This window comes from Streptomyces sp. Tek67B01, from assembly GCF_055231995.1.
This window is the reverse complement of sequence record NZ_JBUYUY010000001.1, coordinates 4,363,782-4,381,022: the sequence shown is the minus strand read 5'-3', so window position 1 is coordinate 4,381,022 and position 17,241 is coordinate 4,363,782. Positions and strand designations below refer to the sequence as shown.

Here is a 17,241-nt window from a genome sequence, read left to right as displayed (position 1 = left end):
GGACCGTTGGGTTGGTTCGCTATGCGGTTGACCGCGTCCGTCCGGGCGTGGAGCAGGCTCAGACGGCTGCCTTCTTCAGGCGGCGGCGCTCGCGCTCGGAGAGGCCGCCCCAGATGCCGAATCGCTCGTCGTTGGCGAGGGCGTACTCAAGGCATTCGGAGCGGACCTCGCAGGCGAGGCAGACCTTCTTGGCTTCGCGGGTGGAGCCGCCCTTCTCGGGAAAGAAGGATTCGGGGTCGGTCTGGGCGCACAGAGCGCGCTCCTGCCATCCGAGCTCCTCGTCCGCCTCCTCGACCAGCAGTTCCTGAAACAGCTCGGTCATGTGCGCCCCTCGCTCTGTCTGTGCGTCCCCGTGGTGTTGCCGTCACTGATCGCTACGTAACGACACGAGTGAAATTACAAGTGCGCGGCTCCGGAGCAGTCAAGCCGGGGTCTGCTATTGGGCCCCTTATTCACTCTGCGGAACCAAGCGAATGCATTAAGTGTTCATATCGCCAAAAATCGTGACACATGCCACAGGTGCCGCGAAGCTACCGCTCTCACTCGTAGCCCACGCGTCACTCCGGCGTGTGGTTGCGATCCGGCCGAAGATGCGGCGGGGATCACATTCCGGTCACGAGTGACGCCATGAGGTTTGAGGTAGTGCGGAAGGGCCATACCCAGCGCCACATGCCCTGGTCCGGACTGCACAAACCTTTCTCCGGGCGCAGTAACCGGATGAGGTGAATCTTTTCGGCCATTCTGGACACCGGGTTGACAGTCGCGCCCGCTGCCCGTTCTCCTTGTACGCATGTCAGCGCCCGCAGCCGCCACCCGGACCCCCATTCGTGGGTTCCTGTGCGCTGCCCAGGTTCGCTGTCGCTGTTGCTGCTGTTGATGCCTCCGGAGCCCCGGCTCCCCCGAGCAATCCGGCTACCCCCCACAGCGACCGCCAGCACGACTGACATCCGTCGAGGACTCCCCCGATGAACAGCACCCCGAAGACCAGCGCCGCGAAGCCGAGCGCCCCGAAGACCAGCGCCGGCGCCCTGCGGACGAGCGCCGCGCGGGCCGACGCCGCGCGTGCCGCCGCCCCCGCCCCGGTCGAGAGCGACCTCCAGATCGCCGGCGACATCCTCTCCGTACAGCACCTGCTCCAGCCCGCCCGCGAGCACCCGGCCACCGTCGCCGAGTTCGTGGGCCTCGCCCGCTCCATCGCCTCGGACCGCACCCAGTGGGAGCACCTGGTCCGGTACGACGCCACCACCCGCTGGTACCACCGCCTGCGCACCGGCCCCGGCTACGAGGTGTGGCTGCTCAGCTGGGTCCCCGGTCAGGGCAGCGGCCTGCACGACCACGGCGGCTCCTCCGGCGTCCTGACCGTCCTGGAGGGCGAGCTCACCGAGCACGGCCCGCGCGGCCCGCTCGCCCTCGCCGCCGGTGCCCAGCGCGTCTTCGCCCCCGGCTACGCCCACGACGTCGTCAACGACACCCTCGACGGCGCGGTCAGCCTGCACGTCTACTTCCCCGGCCTGACCGAGATGCCCATGCACGGCTGCTCCCCGGCCCGGCCCGAGGCGCTCTCCGTCTGACCGGCCCTCGTGGGGACCGCGGCGCCTGACAGACTGCGCTGCATGCGCATTGTTGTTCTGGCCGGCGGTATCGGCGGCGCCCGTTTCCTCCGCGGACTCAAGTCAGCCGTCCCCGAAGCGGACATCACGGTCATCGGCAACACCGGTGACGACATTCACCTGTTCGGGCTCAAGGTGTGCCCCGATCTGGACACGGTGATGTACACCCTCGGCGGTGGCATCAACGAGGACCAGGGCTGGGGCCGCACCGAGGAGTCCTTCACCGTCAAGGAGGAACTCGCGGCGTACGGGGTCGGACCCGCCTGGTTCGGCCTCGGCGACCGCGACTTCGCGACCCATATCGTCCGTACGCAGATGCTCGGCGCGGGCTACCCGCTCAGCGCCGTCACCGAGGCCCTCTGCGACCGCTGGCAGCCCGGCGTGCGGCTGCTGCCCATGTCGGACGACCGCGTCGAGACGCACGTCGCCCTCACCGATCCCGAGACCGGTGAGCGCAGGGTCGTCCACTTCCAGGAGTACTGGGTCAAAATGCGCGCCTCGGTCGACGCGGAGGCCGTGGTGCCGGTCGGCGCCGAGCAGGCCAAGCCCGCGCCCGGCGTGCTGGAGGCCATCGCGGCCGCCGACGTGATCCTCTTCCCGCCGTCCAACCCCGTCGTCTCGGTGGGGACCATCCTCGCCGTGCCCGGCATCCGGGAGGCCGTGGCCTCCGCCGGGGCGCCGGTCGTCGGCCTCTCCCCCATCGTCGGGGGCGCCCCCGTGCGCGGGATGGCCGACAAGGTGCTGGCCGCGGTCGGCGTCGAGTCCACCGCCGCCGCCGTCGCCCTGCACTACGGGACCGGGCTGCTGGACGGCTGGCTCGTCGACACCGCCGACGCGGACGCCGTCGCGGAGGTGGAGGCCGCCGGGATCACCTGCCGCGCGGTGCCGTTGATGATGACCGACACCGCCATCACGGCCGAGATGGCCCGGGCGGCGCTGGAACTGGCGGAGGCCTCCCGGTGAGTGCCCCCTCCTACGAGGTGCGCGCGGTCCCCGGGATCGCGGAGGTCCGACCCGGCGACGACCTCGCCCGGCTGATCGCCGCCGCGGAACCCGGGCTGCGGGACGGCGACGTCCTGCTGGTCACCTCGAAGATCGTGTCCAAGGCGGAGGGCCGGATCGTACGGGCCGATTCGCGCGAGGAGCTGATAGACGCCGAGACGGTCAGGATCGTCGCCCGCCGGGGCGCCCTGCGGATCGTCGAGGACCGTCGGGGCCTGGTGATGGCGGCCGCCGGCGTGGACGCCTCGAACACTGAGCCCGGGACGGTGCTGCTCCTGCCCGAGGACCCGGACGCCTCCGCGGCCGCGATCCGGGAGGGGCTGCGGGAGGCTCTCGCGGTGGACGTCGGCGTCATCGTGACGGACACCTTCGGGCGGCCTTGGCGCAGCGGGTTGACGGACGTGGCGATCGGCGCGGCCGGGGTGCGCGTACTGGACGACCTGCGGGGCGGCTTCGACGCGCAGGGCAACCCGCTGAGCGCGACGGTCGTCGCCACGGCGGACGAACTCGCCGCGGCCGGCGACCTCGTCAAGGGCAAGGCCGCCGGGCTGCCCGTGGCCGTCGTACGCGGACTGCCCCACCTGTTGGGCGAGGGCGCCTCGGCGGCGGACCTCGTCCGGGCGGCGGCCGACGACATGTTCCGGCTCGGGACCTCGGAGGCGGTACGGGAGGCCGTGACGCAGCGCCGTACGGTACGGGCCTTCACGGCGGAGCCGGTGGACCCGGGCGCGGTCCGGCGCGCGGTGGCGGCGGCGGTGACGGCCCCCGCGCCGCACCACACGACGCCGTGGCGGTTCGTGCTGCTGGAGTCGGCCGCGGCGCGCGGGGAGCTGCTCGACGCGATGCGGGACGCGTGGATCGCCGACCTGCGGCGGGACGGGAAGTCGCAGGACTCCATCGCCAAGCGGGTGCGGCGCGGGGACGTGCTGCGGGGCGCCCCGTACCTGGTGGTGCCGTGCATGGTGACGGACGGCGCGCACGAGTACGGGCACGCGCGGCGGGACGCGGCGGAGCGCGAGATGTTCGTGGTCGCCATGGGCGCCGGCGTGCAGAACTTCCTGGTCGCGCTGGCCGGGGAGCGGCTGGGCTCGGCGTGGGTGTCCTCGACGATGTTCTGCCAGGACGTGGTGCGCAAGGTGCTGGCGCTGCCCGAGGGGTGGGACCCGATGGGGGCGGTGGCGGTGGGCCACCCCGCGGCGGCCCCGGCCGAGCGCCCGGCGCGGGATGCGGAGGCGTTCATCGAGGTCCGGTGACGGGCCGGGGGCGGGGCGAGGGCGGGGCGGATCGGGTCGCCGGGTCGCCGGGTCGCCGGGTCGCCGGGTCGCGCTACAGCTTGCCGATGTCCGTGCGGTACATGCGCGGGGCCCGGCGGGGCGGGGCGTGTCCGGCGAGCAGGACGAGGCGGGCGGCGCGGTGGCGCTGGCCCGCGTACGGGGCGAGGAGCTCCAGCATGGCGGCGTCGTCGGCGTCCCGGTCCCCGGCCAGGGCGTAGCCGATGATGCCGGGCAGGTGGAGGTCGCCGGTGGTGACGGCGTCGGGGGCGCCGTTGCTGCGCTGGAGGGTCTCGGCGGAGGTCCACGGGCCGATGCCGGGGACGGCCTCAAGGCGGCGCGCGGCGGCGAGGGGTTCCATGGCCGCGGCCTCCTCCAGCCGGTTCGCGACGCGGGCGGCGCGCAGGATGGTGGCGGAGCGCTTCATGTCGACGCCGGCTTTGTGCCAGTCCCAGGAGGGGATGAGGGTCCAGGTCCGGGCGGAGGGCATCACGTACAGGTCCTGGCGCGGGCCGGGAGCGGGCTCGCCGTACCGGCGGACCAGGCGGCGCCAGGCGCGGTAGGCCTCGTCGGCGGTGACCTTCTGCTCCAGCACGGTCGGGACGAGGGACTCCAGCACCAGGCCGGTGCGCGTCAGGCGCAGGCCGGGGCGACGGCGGTGGCTGGTGTGCAGGAGGCGGTGGCGGGGGACGAACACGGCGGGGTCGTCGTCGGCGCCGAGCAGGGCGGGGAGGGTGTCCAGGGCCCAGGCCGCGCCGGGGCCCCAGGCCTCCGCGTGCACCTCGTGGGTGGCAGCGGCGACGCGGAGGGTGGCGGGGCCGTCGGGGGTGCGGCTGGTCTTCCAGACGGAGCCGTCGGGGGTGGTGCGGAAGGTGGGGTCGGCGGGGCCGCGGCGGAGGGGGCCGAGGGTGAGGCCTAGGTCGAGGGGGCCGGGCGGGGCCCAGACCCTGCTCCGCCCGCCGGCTCCGGCCCGGCGCCCGGTGCCTGCGGGCACGCCGGTGCGCCCGCCGCGGGCTGCGGTGGGGGTGAGGGGATCGAAGCGGCCGGCCACGCCCCGAGCCTATCCCGCGGCGCGGGGGGCGGAACCGGCCCGCGGGGCGGGGGTGCGGTGGGGCCGGCCCGCGGGGCGGGGGTGCGGTGGGGCGCCGCCGCGCAAGCGGCCCCGGCTTCGCCGAGCCTTCCGGGGCTCCGCCCCCCACCCCGCGCCACCCCGCGCTCAAACGCCGGCGAGGCTGGATTTGGCCGGCCGGGCACGCCCCGGTCAGCGGCCCTGGAGTTTGGCTGATGTCGTGCGGGTCGGGGGGAGTTGGTTGTAGAGGAGGCGGCCCGGGCATTCCGTGGCGAAGCCGTCGCGGTGGCCCGAGATGACGTTCATTCGGACCTGGGTGCCCTTCGGGTACCGGTTGCCGCCTCCCGAGGTGAGCGTCGTCTTCGCCCGGGGGTCCGCGCCGAAGAGGCCGAGCTTCCACGCCGTGAGGCCGGCCACCGCCCTCACCGCCGCCGCGGGCGGGGCCGTGGAGCTGAAGGTGCCGATCACCGCGACGCCCATGCTGTTCGTGTTGAAGCCCATGGTGTGCGCGCCGAGCACCGGTTTGGCGACCCCGCCCGCGCGGCCCTCGTACACCGTGCCGCACTTGTCGACCGCGAAGTTGTAGCCGATGTCCCGCCACCCCTCGCTGATCACGTGGTAGCGGTACAGGCTGCGCAGCACCGACGGGGCTTCCTGGCAGGCGTAGTTGTTGCCGGAGGCGGTGTGGTGGACGAACGCCGCCTTCACGGTGTTCGTGTACACGAACCCGGACTCGCGCAGGCTCTCGTCCGCGCCCCACCCCTTGCGGGTGACGATCCGGGGCCGCGGCCCGATGTAGGGGCGGGCGGCCGCGCTGATGCTGCCGTCGCTCGCGGCGATCGCGTCGGCGGTGGAGTCGGCCTTGTCCAGCGCGGTGATCTCGTCGGCGCCGAGCGCGGCCAGCGGGACGTTGGCGGAGGAGGACTCCGCCATCTCCATGGTCATGCCGGGGGCCAGTTCCGCGTCCCCCTTGTCGTCGTCCCGCGGACCCGCCGCCGCGCGCCCGGAGCTCTTGCCGGGGTTCTTGCCGTCGGTGCCCGTCGTACGGCTCTGCGTGCCGGGGTCGATGAGTTCCAGCCGCATGCCCGCCGGCAGCGGCGCGGCGGCGGCCCGGGTGCCCGGTTCGGCCCGGACGCGCACCTCGACTCCGTCCGACTCGCCGACCCACAGTGGGGCGGTGCTGCCTCGGACCCGTCCCGAGCCGCGTTCGGCCGCGTCGGGGTCGGCCGCGTGGTCGCCGTTGTGGGTCTCGACGTCCTGCCAGTCGGACCAGGTCGCCGTGCGGGCGGAGCGGGTACGGACCTGGACCCGGCCGAGGAGCCGGGTGTTCGCGTCGTCCCAGACGACGCCGACCAAGGAGAACCTCTTGACCTCGCGTGCGGTCAGGCCCCGCGTCTCGGGCAGGCGGGGGGTGGCGCTCATGCCGGGGACGCCCGGCGTGCGGTCCGCGGCCGGTCCCAGGGGGACCAGCGGCAGTGACTGGGTGGACCCGGCTGGGTTCACGGGGACGGCCGCGCCGCCGGGCGCGGCCGCCAGGGCCGGAGTGGTCAGCGCGAGCGGCAGGGCCAGTGCGGCAGCCGTCGCGACGCCGATCGAGGAAGCAAGGAATCCACGCATGGAAAAGATGCTGGGCAGCCGCATCGCGAACCGCCAACGGGAAACTGACGCCCCGTCCGCTGGAACGCCCATACCCCTCCCCCGTACGGGGGAGCCGCGGGCCGCCGTCCGGCGGAGGGCGCCGCGTACGCTGGTGCGGGTGAACGCCACTGACCGCACCCCTGCCGACCTGCTGCGATCCGCGCTCGCCGCCGATCCGGGCCGCCCCCTCGTCACCTTCTACGACGACGCCACGGGCGAGCGCGTCGAATTGTCCGTCGCCACCTTCGCCAATTGGGTGGCCAAGACCGCCAACCTGCTCCAGGGCGACCTGGGCGCCGAGCCGGGGACCCGGCTCGCGCTGCTGCTCCCGGCGCACTGGCAGAGCGCGGTCTGGCTGCTCGCCTGCGCCTCCGTCGGGGTCGTCGCCGAGGTGGACGGCGACCCGGCCGCGGCCGATGTGGTGGTGAGCGGTCCGGACACCCTGGAGGAGGCCGCCGCCTGCACCGGGGAACGGGTGGCGCTCGCCCTGCGGCCGCTGGGCGGGCGCTTCCCGCAGCCGCCGACCGGGTTCGCGGACTACGCGGTGGAGGTGCCGGGTCAGGGCGACCGGTTCGCGCCCTTCCAGCCCGTCGACGCGGACGCCCCTGGGCTGGTGGTGGGCGGCGAGGAGCTCTCGTACGCCCAGGTCGTCGCGCGCGCCCGCGAGGACGCGGCGGAGCGGGGCCTCGGTGAGGGTTCGCGGGTGCTGTCCGGGCTGGGCTACGACTCCTGGGAGGGCCTCTCGGCGGGACTGTTCGCCGCGCTCGCCTCGGGCGGCTCGGTGGTGCTCTGCCGGAACCTGCACCGGCTGCCCGAGGCCGGGCTGGCCCAGCGGGTCGAGAGCGAGCGGGTCACGCACACCGTCTGACGGCGGTCGCGCCCGTACCGCCCCCACTACCGCCATTTGTCACCCACACGGCCCTTTACAAGGGCCTGCCCCCGGGCCGCTTCGGCTGCCCGGGGGCAGGATCGGCACAGGCCGTGGCGACCCGTGCGGCCGCCGGTTCGGTGAGGGGACGGTGCGCGAGTGAGGGCCAGCGCGGGCATACCAGGTGGCACCGGAGTCGGCGGAGGCGTTCCCACGCCCCCGCACGGCCGCCGGAGCCGTCTGCTGCGCTGGGTCGCGCTCGGGATGGCCCTGCTGGTGCTGGTGGGGGCGGCGGCCGGGTGGTCGCTGTACCGGAAGCTGGAGGGCAACATCCGGGAGGACACCTCCGCGGCCGCCGAGCTGGGGCGTTACGAGCGCGAGCGGCCGGCGCACCTCACCGACGGCGCCCAGAACATCCTGATCATCGGTTCGGACACCCGTTCGGGCAAGGACAACGCCCGCTACGGTCAGGACCGGGGCACCCAGCGCTCGGACACCGCGATTTTGTTGCACCTGCCGGCGGACCGGCGGAGCGCGACCGCCGTGTCGATACCCCGCGACCTGGTGACGGACATCCCGGGCTGCCTGACCGCGGACGGGAATCGCACCGGGGAGCAGCGGGCCCAGTTCAACTGGGCGTACGAGTGGGGCGGGGCCGCCTGCACGATCCGTACGGTGGAGAAGCTGACCGGGATCAGGATCGACCACCACATGGTGTTGGACTTCGGCGGGTTCAAGAAGATGGTCGACGCGGTGGGCGGGGTCGAGGTCTGCGTCAAGCAGCCGATGGACGACCCGGAGGCGAAGCTGCGGCTGCCCGCCGGGCGCCAACTGCTGCACGGGGAGCAGGCCCTCGGTTTCGTACGCGCCCGCTACAGCCTGGGCGACGGCAGCGACACCGAACGGATGCGACGCCAGCAACAGTTCCTCGCGGCCCTGGTGAACAAGGTGCAGAGCAACGGGGTGTTGCTGAACCCGGGACGGCTCTACCCGCTGCTGGACGCGGCGACGTCCTCGGTGACCACGGACCCGGGGCTGGCCTCGCTGCGCGGGCTGTACGAACTGGCGCGCGGCGTGAGGGACATACCGACGGACCAGGTCCGGTTCCTCACGGTGCCGCGCCGGCCGAACGCCGCCGACCCGAACCGGGACGAACTGGTCGAGCCGGACGCGACCCGGCTCTTCCTCCAGCTACGGACGGACCAGCCGCTGACGGTCACCCCGCCCCCCGCGGCCACCGAGCAGCCCCCCGCGGGACCGTCCCCGACGGACGGGCCCCGGAGCGGTTATCCGTGGCTCATCGGAACCGGGGTGTCGCCCTCACCCGTCCCCACTTTCACCGGCACCACGGCCGACACCCCGGACTGCCGGTAAAGCAATCCAAAAGGCGAGTGGTCCAACCGCTCCGGTTGGGCGGTTTGGCATGTTATGCGGGGGGTGGGTTTTATCACCGCCATGGTTTGAGGACGACATGGCCGGATAAGGTGAGCGATCCGGTGCCCAGGCCGCTAAGGACGCCGGACACCAGCAGCCGGACGTTGACCGTGCGCCTTGGGGGAGGCGCGTCGCGAGGCACCGACGGAGGATTCGAGCAACCGTGGATGCGCAAAGCCGTGGGCGGGCGGACGAAATCGACCCCGCTGACCAGTGGGTTCTCAACCCCCGCACCGGCAACTACGAACTGCGACCGGGCGATTCCGCTGCGCAGCGGCCGTCCGTCGCCACCCCCCGCAGAGCGCGCACCTCGCGTACGGCTCCCCCCGCCCCGTCCCCCGCGTCCCCGGCGGTGCCGGGGCCCCGGCGTGGCGACGCGCCTCCCGGAGGCGGCGGACGGCGGCCCGGGCGTTCGCGCAAGGGTGGCGGGAAGCGTCCCTTCCGGGGCAAGAAGGCCTTGGTCGTCGGTGGCGGAACCCTCGCGTTCGTCCTCGTCGCCGGCTCGTTGGGCGCGTACCTGTACTACGAGCACCTCAACAGCAATCTGAACGTGATCGACACCGGTTCCGCGGGCACGGGCGGTTTCAAGAAGGACCAGCCCATCAACATCCTCGTCATCGGCACCGACAAGCGCAGCGGCGAGGGCAACGAGGGCTACGGGGACGCGAACAGCGTCGGCCACGCGGACACGACGATCCTCTTCCACGTCTCCAAGGACCGCAGCAACGCGACGGCGCTGTCCATCCCGCGCGACCTGATCACCAACATCCCGGTGTGCCCGACAAAGCAGGACGGCGCGGTCAAGGACATTCCCGGCCAGCACGCGGTCCGGTTCAACGAGAGCCTGGGCCAGGAGGGCCGCGACCCGGGCTGCACGATGCGCACGGTCCAGCAGATCACCGGTATCCAGGTCGACCACTTCATGATGGTCGACTTCAACGCGGTGAAGAACCTGAGCACGGCGGTCGGCGGTGTGCCGGTGTGCGTGGAGAAGGCCGTCCACGACAAGGACTCCAAACTCGACCTGCCGGCGGGCGAGAGCCGGTTGCAGGGCGAGCAGGCGTTGGCCTTCGTACGCACCCGGCACGCCTTCGGCAACGCGAGCGACCTGGACCGCATCAAGACGCAACAGCAGTTCCTCGGCTCGATGATGCGCGAGATGAAGTCCAAGGAGACCCTGACCAGTCCGAAGAAGTTCCTCTCCCTGGCCGAGGCGGCCACCAAGTCGCTGAGCGTCGACCAGGGAATAGGGTCCATCAAGCAGCTCACCTCGCTCGCGGGCGAGTTGAAGAACATAAACCTCAAGAACATCACCTTCACGACGCTTCCGGTGGTCGACAACCCGAACGACCCCCCGGGCAAGCACATCACCGTCGTGCTGAACCCCGCGCAGGCCGATCCGCTGCTGCGGATGATCCGGGGCGACGTCTCGCTCACGGAGGTCGAGCAGAAGGAGAAGGCGGCGGCGCAGGACGCCAAGAACAAGCAGGACGCGCAGCTCCAGGGCAACCGGGCGCCCGCGGGGGACGTCAGGGTGAACGTCCTCAACGGTGGTGGTCCCGCCGGGTCGGCCTCGACCACCTTGACCTGGTTGCAGAACAGCAAGGGCGTGGGCAAGGCCAGCAACCTCGGCAACGCCCCGGTGAAGGTCGACACGACGCAGCTGGAGTACGCGCCCAACCAGGCCGACCAGGCCCGGGCGTTGGCGGACATGATGGGCCTCGCGGGTTCGGCCCTGAAGGTGGGGCCGGGGGACGCGGCGCCGCGAACCCCGATGAAACTGACGCTCGGCGCCGACTTCAAGGAACCGGGTGTCCCGATCTCGGGCCCCGTACCGGAACAGGCGCCCGAAGGGCTTCAGCGGGTAGAGGCGGACAAGGCGATCTGCGCCAAGTGACGGTGCCCGAAGGGCGTCGTGGGGGGCGGTGGTCAGCCGCCGTGCTCGTCGACCGGCCGCCCAACGGCGGCCGGTGGCCGGTAGGACCGGCAGCACACCGATCGATGTGATCTTGAGGGGGATACGCGTGAGGCACAGCAGCGTGCGTGGGGAGGGGGCGCCCGACCAGGCCACCGGCGACGGCATACCCGGCGGCGGTGCGCGCACGTCCGGCGTCGTGCCCCCACCGCGGTCGGGTTCCGCCGGGCGCCGGCCCCCGGGTCGCCCGGGTCGCCCGGGTGGCCCGGGTGGCCGCGAGAGGCCCGTACGCAGGCGCCGGCGGCGGGCGCTGTTCTGGGTGGCGTCGGTCCTGGCGTTCCTGATCCTTTCGACGTCGGCGGCCGGGTACCTCTACTACCGGCACCTCGACGGCAACATCCGCAGCGGCCAGCGGCTGAGCGGTGAGAGCGGTGTGGCCAAGTCCGAGGCGAACGCCAAGGGCCAGCGTCCGTTGAACATCCTGCTGCTCGGCTCGGACAGCCGGAACAAGCCGGAGAACCTGGAACTCGGCGGCGGTCGGGACACCGTCGGGTCGCCTCCGCTCGCCGACGTCCAGATGCTGCTGCACGTCTCCGCGGACCGGCGGAACGCCTCGGTGGTGAGCATTCCGCGCGACACCGTGGTGGACATACCCGAGTGCACGGACCCGAAGACCGGTGAGAAGTTCAAGAAGACCAACGCCATGATCAACGAGTCCCTCGGGCGCGGGGGCCCCGGCTGCACGCTGGCCACCTGGGAGAAGCTGACCAACATCTACATCGACCACTGGATGATGATCGACTTCTCCGGGGTCGTGCAGATGGCGGACGCGATCGGCGGCGTCGACGTCTGCGTGAAGGACAACGTGTGGGACCGTCCGCTGCCCACGTCCAGCGGCGGCTCCGGCCTCAAGCTCAGGGCGGGCGTCACCAAGGTCAAGGGCGAGCAGGCGCTCCAGTGGCTGCGCACCCGGCACGCGTTCAGCAGCGACCTGGGCCGCGCGCAGGCGCAGCACATGTACATGAACTCGATGATGCGCGAGCTGAAGAGCCAGAACGCCTTCACCGACGTCGGCCGGATCACGGCACTGGCGGAGGCGGGCACGAAGGCGTTGGAGGTCTCCGAGGAGATCGGCTCGGTCAAGAAGCTGTACGGCCTGACGATGCAGCTCAAGGACGTACCGATCAACCGCATCACGATGACGACCATGCCGACGCTCCAGGACCCCCGGGACCGGGACCGGCTGATCGTGAACCCGGGCGACGCCGACAAGTTGTGGACGATGGTCCGCAAGGACGTGGCCTTCGACAAGAACGGCGATCCGCAGGCTTCGCAGAGCCCGCAGCCGAGCGAGCCGGCCGGCGGGCAGAGCCCGCCCGCGACGGGCGGGGACGCGGCGGGCGGGGACGCGGCGGGCGGGGACGCGACGAAGCAGCCGGTCACCACGCCCGACAAGATCACCGTGCACGTGGTCAACGGCACCGCCGCCGGGATGCCGCTCGCGCCGCAGCGGGCGTCGGTGGTCGCGGGGGCGTTGATCGGCAAGGGCTTCACGGGGGCCAAGGCGGACAGCGCGCTGATCCCGGAGAAGACCACCGTGATCCGCTACCCGAGCGCGGATCTGGCCGACGAGGCGCAGAGCGTCGCGGCGGCGCTGGGCATCCCCGCGAGCGCGGTGCGGCAGTCGGCCGACGTCTCCCGGATCACGCTGATCGTGGGCGCCGACTGGCGCGAGGGGACCGCGTACCCGCAGCAGGCCCCGCCGGCGGCCGGGTCGGTCCCGGACACGGCCGAGGCGATCAACGGCGCGGACAGCGGTCAGTGCATGGACGTGTACAAGCCCTACCGGTGGTGAACCGAACCCGCCGGCGGTGAGCCGGACCTGCCGGCGGTGAGCCGGACGAAAGGGGGTGGCCCGGTCCGTTACGGACCGGGCCACCCCTTTCGCATGCGTCTCGTTCAGGCTCCCGAGGTGTTCAGACTCCCGAGGTGTCCCGTCGCACCGACGGGCGCCGGCTGGCGATGACCTTGTCCGCCAGCGAGCGCGGGCTCGTCAGGAAGCCGAAGCCCCAGCACATGTGCATCGTGGCCAGGGCCACCGGGATCTGCGCCCGGGCCTTGAGCGAGAGCCCCTTGCCGGCCGGGATCGAGCCCGCGGTGATCGCCGCGAGATAGCCCACCGGGACGGCGAAGGCCCACGGAGTGAGGGCGACGCCCGCCACCAGTCCGGCCGCGATGGCACAGACGGCGGTCGGCGGGGCCAGGTAGCGCAGGTTGATGGAGCCCGAGTGGTAGCGGGCCACGACGTGGCGCCAGCGCCCGTAGTCCTTGTACTGCTTGGCGAGCGCCCGTACGGAGGGCCTCGGGCGGTACTGGACCTTCAGCTCGGGCGAGAACCAGATGAGTCCGCCGGCCTCGCGGATGCGGAAGTTCAGCTCCCAGTCCTGGGCGCGGATGAACTCCTCGTTGTAACCGCCCTGCTGCTCCAGCGCCTCGCGGCGGAAGACGCCCAGGTAGACGGTCTCGGCCGGGCCGGCCTCGCCACCGGTGTGGAACGCCGCGTTGCCGACGCCGATCTTCGACGTCATCGCGGCGGCGACGGCGTCCTCCCAGGCGTTCTCCCCCTCGGCGTGCATGATCCCGCCGACGTTCTGCGCGCCGGTCTCCTCCAGGAGGCGGACGGCGGTGGCGATGTAGTTCGGGGAGAGCATGCCGTGGCCGTCGACGCGTACCACGATGGGGTGACGTGAGGCCTTGATGGCGGCGTTGAGGGCGGCCGGGGTGCGGCCGGTGGGGTTGGGGACGGTGTGGACGCGGGCTCGTTCGTTGGACGCGGTTTCGCGCACGAGCTCGGCGGCGATCTCGTCGGTGCGGTCCGTGGACGGCCCGAGCGCGATCACCACCTCCATCTCGCCTGCGTACTCCTGGCCGAGGATGTGCCGGACGGAGTCACGCAGGTGGCGTTCCTCGTCGAGCACCGGCATGATCACCGAGACTGCGGGCTGCTGGGCGGGCATGTGGTCCTTCACGGTCGGGTATCGGTGTCACGTTACCGCGTACGGGGGAACCGGGTGCGCGGCGGACGAGCGGTACGGACGGACGCCGATCGTATGGGCCTACTGTTCTGACGATCAGCCAATCCCTCATAGCCGACATACCCGCCGAAATCGGCCCATTCGTCCTTGCCGTTCCCCGCGGAGGTCTCCCCCGTGCCCCAGCCGCATCGTCCCACCCGTCCCGCCAGGTCACGGCCGCCCCGGCGCGCGCCGCAAGGCGGCGGTGGGGGTGGCGGGACGGGTGGCGGTGGCGGCCCGGTCCGGCGGCCCGGCGACCAGCCCCGGTGGGGAGTGCGGCTCGCGGGCGGCCTGGCGGTGGTGGTGCTGGCCTCCGGAGCCGTCGGGCACGCGGTGATGACGGGCCTGGACACCGGCATCGACCGGGTGGACCCCTTCAAGGACATGAAGAACCGCCCCCAGGCCGGGCACGGGATGAACTTCCTGCTCGTCGGCACCGACGGCCGCGACAAGATCACGCCGGAGGAGAAGCGCGAGTACCGCCTCGGCGGGGCGCCCTGTCACTGCACCGACACCATCATGCTGGTGCACCTGTCCGCCGACCGGGACCGCGCGAGCGTGATCAGCCTGCCCCGGGACAGCTACGCCGAGGTCCCCGCCCACCAGGACCAGAACACCGGCAAGCCGCACAAACCGCACCCCATGAAGCTAAACGCCGCGTACTCGGAGGGCGGCCCCAACCTGACCGTGCGCACCGTGGAGAACATGACCCGGGTGAAGATCGACCACTACCTGGAGGTCGACTTCACCAGCTTCATGAAGACCGTCGACGCGGTCGGCGGCGTGGAGATCTGCACCGCCAAGACGATGCGCGACAGCTACACCGGCCTGGAACTGCTGCCCGGTACCCACCGCCTCACCGGCGGCCAGGCGCTTCAGTACGTACGCTCCCGCCACGTCGACGGGGCCGCGGACCTCGGCCGGATGCAGCGCCAGCAGCGGTTCATCGCCGCCCTGATCAAGCAGGCCACCGGCAGCGGGGTGCTGCTGAACCCGGTGAAGTTCAAGCAGGTCAGCTCGACGCTGCTGGGATCGGTACGGGCCGACCGGGACTTCGGCTCGGAGCAGATGCTGGCCCTGGGGCAGGCGATGCGCGGCTTCACCCCCTCCTCCTCGGAGTTCGCCTCGGTGCCGGTCGGCGATACCGCCTACGAGGTCAAGGGGATCGGCTCGACCGTGAAGTGGGACGAGCCCAAGGCGGCCAAGCTCTTCGAGTCGCTCCGCGAGGACCGGCCCCTCGCGGACGCCCCCGCCGGTCAGCCGGGACGGCCCGGACAGCCCGAGCGGCCCGGCAACCGGCCCCCGGCGGCGGTCGCGGTCGACGTGCCGCCCGACGAGATCCTGGTCCAGGTCGAGAACGGCACCCGGATCGCCGGGCTCGGCGGCCGCGTGGACTCCGCGCTGCGAGCCACCGGCTTCGACACCACCGGGCGCCCGGGCGTCGGCGCCCGCCGCGACGTCAAGCGCACGGTGATCACCTACGACCCCCGCTGGGACCGCTCGGCGCGCACCGTCGCGACGGCGCTGCCGGGCAGCGAACTGCGCGCCGTCCCCGGCCAGGGCCGCACGGTCCTGGTGACGGCGGGCACGGACTACGAGAAGGTGATCGCGGTTCGCGCGGACGACCCCTACCAGGGCCAGTTCTCGGTGGCCACGGGCGACCAGGTCAACTGCGCCGGATAACGCCCGGAGGGCCCTGCGCGGCCCCGGACGTCAGTTGGTGAAGCCTGCGGTGGCGGAGGTGGCGTCGGCGCCGCCGGCGGCGTCGGCCCAGTCGTTCCAGGAGCCGGTGTTGTAGTTGGCGTCGCGCTCGATCAGCCGGTTGGCACCGGTGGTCGCGAAGACGTGGTTCACGTTGTTGGCCGCCGCGCTGGTGACGCGCTTGAGGTTGTCGCCGCCCATGTTGCTCCAGCCGTTCCAAGCCCCGCGGTCGAAGTCACCTTCGGTGTCGTAGTACTGGCCGGCGAGGCTGATGGCACCCAGATGCACGGTGTTGTCGCTCGCGGAAGCTGTGACGTCGAGTGCCTTGAAGCCACCGTTGGGGCCGGCGACGCTCCAGCTGCCCCACTTACCCGCCGCGTAGTCAGCGTCGAGTTCGAGGATCTGGTCGGTCGCGTCGGTGGCGAAGATGTGGTTGACCTGGTCGGCGGTGGTGGCACTGGCGACGTGCTTGAGGCCCGTACCCCCCTTGTCACCCCAGCCGTTCCATTTGCCGGCCGAGAAGTCACCGTCGGTGTTGTACAAGTGCCCGTCCGCACCGATCCCGACCAAGTGCACCGTGTTGCCGTACGACGACGCCGCGAGCGCCGTGAACGTCGTCGAGTTGTTGATGGCGGGCGCGAACCAACCCGACCACTTACCCGACGCGTAATCACCGTCGTTCTCGTAGATCTTGCTGTCACCACCGATGGCGAACACCCGGTTCACCGAACCCGTACCCGCGCTGGCGACCTCCTTCAACTGCGAAGCACCCTGATTGCTCCAACCACTCCACTTCCCCGCCGCGAAATCACCCTCGGCGTTGAACAGGTCCCCACCCGAAACGATCCGCTGCAAGTGCACCGTGTTCCTGAGCCGGGGCTGATCTGGCCGGGCCGGGCCGCCGGTGAACCAGTGTGCCGAATAGGCCTCGTCCAAGGGAGTGAAGAAGGCCTGGGCCACCTGGGCGTAGCCGGCGTCGTTGGGGTGCAGGCCGTCCGACATCTGGGCGGGATGCATGGCGTCGGCACGGTTCGTCGGCGTCAGGGCGGGTGCGTCGACGAACCGGAAACGCTTTCCGGCATGTTGCTCTGCGGGTTCCAGCTGTCTGAGCCGCTGGTTGTACTGTGCTGCGGGCTGGGACAGGTCCTGGTAGTTCCACCCTGGGGTGGTCGGGACAAGACCTTCCATGATGACGGTGACGCCGGGCCGGGCGGCGAAGATCTGGTCGACGAGGGCGGAGGCCTGGTCTGCGGCCCGGCCTGGGTCCGCGCCCTGGCTGAGGTCGTTGATCCCGATGTGGAGCAGGACTACGTCGGGCTGTGCGGCCGCGAGCCAGCGGTTCACGCTGGCACGTACGCGCTCGATGGTGTAGCCCGCGTGCCCCTCGTGCGCGGAGTCCGCCATCGCTCCGTGCTCCAGGGACCCCACGAAGTCGACGGCGTAGCGGGACTGCTTGGCGGCGAGCCCGAACAGTGGCAAGCGGTAGCCCGACAGGTCGGAGCTGCCTTGGCCGTAGGTGATCGAATCGCCCAGAGGCATGACGCGGACCATGGGCGACGACGATGTGGCGGAGGCCGGGGTCGCCCCCAGCAGCGGGGCGGTGGCCGCGGCCACGACGGCAGCGACGGAGGTCAGGGTACGGAGGCGGTGCACGAGTTC

General features: G+C 72.0%; 13 protein-coding genes. 8 read left to right on the top strand and 5 right to left on the bottom strand.

All coding sequences use genetic code 11. The annotated features are described in order from the left end of the window. Positions 1-58: 58 nt before the first annotated feature. Positions 59-322, bottom strand: a complete 264-nt coding sequence (locus ACV7NM_RS19715; RefSeq protein WP_003983763.1) for a WhiB family transcriptional regulator — start codon at positions 320-322, stop codon at positions 59-61. Between the two features lie 643 nt (positions 323-965). On the opposite strand from ACV7NM_RS19715, the gene ACV7NM_RS19710 reads away from it, so the two are divergent. Genes ACV7NM_RS19710 through ACV7NM_RS19700 form a run of 3 tightly spaced genes read left to right on the top strand, consistent with a single transcriptional unit; the run spans position 966 to position 3,865 of the window. Beyond that, positions 966-1,571, top strand: coding sequence for a cysteine dioxygenase (locus tag ACV7NM_RS19710; RefSeq protein ID WP_463411496.1), 606 nt, complete (start codon positions 966-968; stop codon positions 1,569-1,571). A 42-nt stretch (positions 1,572-1,613) separates the two neighbouring features. After that, the gene (gene cofD / locus ACV7NM_RS19705; protein WP_463411495.1) at positions 1,614-2,573 is read left to right on the top strand and encodes a 2-phospho-L-lactate transferase; all 960 of its coding nucleotides are present in this window, start codon (positions 1,614-1,616) and stop codon (positions 2,571-2,573) included. Beyond that, complete coding sequence (locus tag ACV7NM_RS19700) at positions 2,570-3,865, top strand: coenzyme F420-0:L-glutamate ligase (protein ID WP_463411494.1); 1,296 nt, start codon at positions 2,570-2,572, stop codon at positions 3,863-3,865. Before cofD ends, ACV7NM_RS19700 begins: the two co-directional genes overlap by 4 nt. Positions 3,866-3,938: 73 nt before the next feature. Here ACV7NM_RS19700 and ACV7NM_RS19695 read toward each other — a convergent pair whose 3' ends face one another. Together ACV7NM_RS19695 and ACV7NM_RS19690 are read right to left on the bottom strand one after the other, a co-directional pair. Then, positions 3,939-4,934, bottom strand: a complete 996-nt coding sequence (locus ACV7NM_RS19695) for a DNA-3-methyladenine glycosylase family protein (RefSeq protein ID WP_463411493.1) — start codon at positions 4,932-4,934, stop codon at positions 3,939-3,941. Positions 4,935-5,144: 210 nt separating this feature from the next. Then, positions 5,145-6,569, bottom strand: a complete 1,425-nt coding sequence (locus ACV7NM_RS19690; RefSeq protein WP_463411492.1) for a peptidoglycan recognition protein family protein — start codon at positions 6,567-6,569, stop codon at positions 5,145-5,147. 139 nt (positions 6,570-6,708) lie between these two features. On the opposite strand from ACV7NM_RS19690, the gene ACV7NM_RS19685 reads away from it, so the two are divergent. From ACV7NM_RS19685 to ACV7NM_RS19670, 4 genes are all read left to right on the top strand, one after another. Then, positions 6,709-7,458 (top strand): TIGR03089 family protein, encoded by a 750-nt coding sequence (locus ACV7NM_RS19685; protein ID WP_463411491.1) that lies wholly within the window; start codon positions 6,709-6,711, stop codon positions 7,456-7,458. A gap of 159 nt (positions 7,459-7,617) precedes the next feature. Continuing rightward, on the top strand, positions 7,618-8,832 hold the full coding sequence (locus ACV7NM_RS19680; protein WP_463411490.1) for an LCP family protein: 1,215 nt from the start codon (positions 7,618-7,620) through the stop codon (positions 8,830-8,832). A 223-nt stretch (positions 8,833-9,055) separates the two neighbouring features. Next, entirely contained in the window at positions 9,056-10,789 is a 1,734-nt protein-coding gene (locus tag ACV7NM_RS19675; protein ID WP_463411489.1) for an LCP family protein, read from the top strand. Positions 10,790-11,117: 328 nt separating this feature from the next. Beyond that, positions 11,118-12,662 (top strand): LCP family protein, encoded by a 1,545-nt coding sequence (locus ACV7NM_RS19670; RefSeq protein WP_463413994.1) that lies wholly within the window; start codon positions 11,118-11,120, stop codon positions 12,660-12,662. A gap of 121 nt (positions 12,663-12,783) precedes the next feature. On the opposite strand, the gene ACV7NM_RS19665 is transcribed toward ACV7NM_RS19670, so the two are convergent. Further along, positions 12,784-13,824 (bottom strand): glycosyltransferase family 2 protein, encoded by a 1,041-nt coding sequence (locus ACV7NM_RS19665; protein WP_463411488.1) that lies wholly within the window; start codon positions 13,822-13,824, stop codon positions 12,784-12,786. A 165-nt stretch (positions 13,825-13,989) separates the two neighbouring features. On the opposite strand from ACV7NM_RS19665, the gene ACV7NM_RS19660 reads away from it, so the two are divergent. Further along, positions 13,990-15,564, top strand: a complete 1,575-nt coding sequence (locus tag ACV7NM_RS19660) for an LCP family protein (protein ID WP_463411487.1) — start codon at positions 13,990-13,992, stop codon at positions 15,562-15,564. 30 nt (positions 15,565-15,594) lie between these two features. On the opposite strand, the gene ACV7NM_RS19655 is transcribed toward ACV7NM_RS19660, so the two are convergent. Beyond that, the gene (locus tag ACV7NM_RS19655) at positions 15,595-17,235 is read right to left on the bottom strand and encodes a GDSL-type esterase/lipase family protein (RefSeq protein ID WP_463411486.1); all 1,641 of its coding nucleotides are present in this window, start codon (positions 17,233-17,235) and stop codon (positions 15,595-15,597) included. Between the last annotated feature and the right edge of the window lie 6 nt (positions 17,236-17,241).